The sequence below is a fragment of the Streptomyces sp. ActVer genome (assembly GCF_027270795.1).
Lineage (GTDB): Bacteria > Actinomycetota > Actinomycetes > Streptomycetales > Streptomycetaceae > Streptomyces > Streptomyces umbrinus_A.
Map to the genome: position 1 here is coordinate 1 of NZ_JAPWHT010000734.1, position 3,021 is coordinate 3,021.

2 protein-coding genes and 1 pseudogene are annotated in these 3,021 nt (G+C 74.0%); 1 reads left to right on the top strand and 2 read right to left on the bottom strand.

Annotated elements, in window-relative coordinates; all coding sequences use genetic code 11:
• Window positions 1-208, bottom strand: a pseudogene (locus O3Q52_RS51315) (hypothetical protein); the annotation flags it as partial.
• 91 nt (window positions 209-299) lie between these two features.
• Complete coding sequence (locus O3Q52_RS51320) at window positions 300-1,652, bottom strand: SWIM zinc finger family protein (RefSeq protein WP_269655280.1); 1,353 nt, start codon at window positions 1,650-1,652, stop codon at window positions 300-302.
• A 134-nt stretch (window positions 1,653-1,786) separates the two neighbouring features.
• Here O3Q52_RS51320 and O3Q52_RS51325 point away from each other — a divergent pair, with 134 nt between their 5' ends.
• On the top strand, window positions 1,787-2,941 hold the full coding sequence (locus tag O3Q52_RS51325) for an AAA family ATPase (protein ID WP_269655281.1): 1,155 nt from the start codon (window positions 1,787-1,789) through the stop codon (window positions 2,939-2,941).
• The last annotated feature ends 80 nt before the right edge of the window (window positions 2,942-3,021 follow it).

Consider the following 3,021-nt stretch of genomic DNA (forward strand, 5'->3'; position numbering starts at 1 on the left):
GCCGCCGCACGGTCTCCACGGCCGCCGCGTCCAGCAGTGCCGTCGGTGCCTCCCGGCCGGCCGGAATCCCCGACGGCGTACGCCGCGCGGTGCCCAGGAGCGCCGCGGTCACGAGCTCCTCCCAGCGGCTCCCGCCGGATTCCTCCCAGCGGCTCCCGCCGGACGCGTCCGTGGAGGCCGTGTCGGTGGGAGCGGGGGTCCTGTTCATGTGAGTCCCTTCCATGGATTCACCGGGTCCGTCACGACGGTCACGTCGGTCAGGTCCGTGGGCGGCGAGGGGGCCGGGAGCGGTGTCGTCGTCAGCACAGCGACACCGCCTCGCCCGGGCCCTCCGGCCAGGCCGTGAGAGGCGTGAAGCCGCGGTGGCCGCACTCTCCGAAGACCGTGACGGGTGTGCCGCCGGAGAGGGCGACCAGGCGCCACAGGCCCGAGCCGGACCGGGCCGCCGGGGTGAGGGGGAGCGCCAGCTCGCCCTCGGCGTCGGCCAGTTGCCAGGTGTCGCCGTTGGGCGTGGGTATGACGCGGCCGAGTGTCACCGGGTGGGAGTCCAGCCACGGGTCGTCCCGGAGCGCCTCGCCGTACTTGGCCGCCGCCTGCGCCACGCTCACCCCCGGCGGGCGGATCGCCGTGGGCGCCGGAGGCGTGAACTGCTCGCCCAGCGCGGCCCGCAGCTGCCCCGCGCCCGGATACGCGGACACCTCCGCGTCGAGTGCGAGCCCGACCGGCAGGGCCAGTTCGGGTGCGCGGCCGGCCGCCCCGTACGACAGGAGCAGGACCGGGCGCGCCGATTCCGCCCCGTGCAGCCAGATGCGGCGGGTGGTGAGGCGGCTGTCCGACGTGTCGTACTGGGCCAGGACCAGCCAGTGGTCGCGGACCGGTGGGCCGTCCGCCGATCCGGTGAGCCCGATCCGTGAACGGACCGTCGCGGCCAGGCCGTCCGGCAGCCGCTCGCGGCGCAGCCAGCCCTGGTCGAGGAGATGAAGCAGCGCGCACTCCTCCAGCAACCGCACCGGCCAGCCCGGGCCTGACGACGGGATCGCCCCCAACTCCCGTACGCGGGCCGCCAGTCCGGACGCCTGCGCGTCGACCATCCGGGCCGCCGTCTCCTCCCAGAGCCCGTACCCCGCCTGCTCCGCCGTGGCCAGGCCGCCCCGGAGCAGATCGGCCAGCCGCTGCTCCAGCTCCGCCGCCCCCGCGGTGATGTGCTCGGCCCGCCGCTCAGCCCTGCGCCGCGCGGCCTCCGGATCACCCGAGGCCGGGGAACCCGCCGCGCTCGCCGCTCGTTTGTCGTCCGCGCGCTTCCTCCTCGCCTCTGTCCACTCCTCCGCCCAGTCCGGCACCTGCCCCCGCGGCACCGTGCCGTCCTCGCCCGCCCAGAGCAGCAGCAGCCCCAGCGCGTGCTTGCACGGGAACTTGCGGCTCGGGCAACTGCACTTGTACGCGGGCCCGGTGGAGTCCGCGATGTCGATCACCGTCTGATACGGCCTGCTGCCGCTTCCCCTGCACAGTCCCCACACCGTCCCCTCGTCCGTACTGCCCGCCTCCGACCACGGCCCTGCCGCGCCGAGCTTGCTGCCCGCCTTGCGTGACGCTGCGTCAGGCGCCAGTGCCAGCACCTGATCCGCAGTCCAGCGCACCCCCTGCTGAGTCATGTCATCGAAGGTAGGTCCCACCACTGACAATCGACCGCGGCGAGTGCGTTTTCGCAGTTCAGAGCCGATTGTCAGTGGCGTAGGGCACGGTGGAACCAGATCCGAACCGGCCGAGCCGCAAGGGGGACCGCTCCATGTCCGTGTCCGTCGACCAGACGTCCGTCGAACCGAGCCAGCACCACTCCGCGCACACACGGGAAGCAGCGGAGGGCGAGGCCCTGCGGCCGCACGCCGAGGACGCGTTCGCCGCCGAGCTCGCGGCGCTGGCCGCCCAGGACGACCGCCCGCGCCCGGTCCGCTGGCGGATGTCGCCCTGGGCCGTCGCGACCTACCTGCTCGGCGGCACACTGCCGGACGGCACGGTGATCACACCGAAGTACGTAGGCCCGCGGCGCATCGTCGAGGTCGCCGTCACCACGCTCGCCACCGACCGGGCCCTGCTCCTGCTCGGCGTGCCCGGCACGGCCAAGACATGGGTCTCCGAGCACCTCGCCGCGGCGGTCAGCGGCGACTCCACCCTCCTCGTGCAGGGCACGGCCGGCACACCGGAGGAGGCGATCCGCTACGGCTGGAACTACGCGCAACTGCTCGCGAACGGCCCGAGCCGGGACGCGCTGGTGCCCAGCCCGGTCATGCGGGCGATGGCGGAGGGGATGACGGCCCGGGTCGAGGAACTGACCCGCATCCCCGCCGACGTACAGGACTCGCTCATCACGATCCTGTCGGAAAAGACCCTGCCGATACCGGAGTTGGGCTCGGAGGTGCAGGCAGTCCGGGGCTTCAACCTGATCGCCACGGCCAACGACCGCGACCGCGGGGTGAACGACCTGTCGAGCGCCCTGCGCCGCCGCTTCAACACGGTGGTCCTGCCACTGCCCGAGAGCGCCGACGCCGAGGTCGACATCGTCTCGCGCCGCGTCGACCAGATCGGCCGCTCCCTCGACCTGCCCGCGGTGCCCGACGGGGTCGACGAGATCCGCCGCGTCGTCACGGTCTTCCGCGAGCTGCGCGACGGCATCACCGCCGACGGGCGTACGAAGCTGAAGTCGCCCAGCGGCACGCTGTCCACCGCGGAGGCGATCTCCGTCGTCACGAACGGACTTGCCCTGGCCGCCCACTTCGGGGACGGCGTCCTGCGCGCGAGCGATGTCGCCGCGGGCATCCTCGGCGCCGTCGTCCGCGACCCGGCGGCCGACCGCGTCATCTGGCAGGAGTACCTGGAGGCGGTCGTCCGTGAGCGCGACGGCTGGAAGGACTTCTACCGCGCGTGCCGGGAGGTGAGCGCGTGAGCGACCGCGACGGGGGGACCGGGCCCCTGCTGCTCGGGGTGCGCCACCACGGGCCCGGCTCGGCCCGGGCCGTGCGGGCC

Coding starts and splice junctions, on each gene's coding strand:
- O3Q52_RS51320 (WP_269655280.1), bottom strand. CDS start 1,652: ATGACTCAGCAGGGGGTGCGCTGGACTGCGGATCAGGTGCTGGCACTG.
- O3Q52_RS51325 (WP_269655281.1), top strand. CDS start 1,787: ATGTCCGTGTCCGTCGACCAGACGTCCGTCGAACCGAGCCAGCACCAC.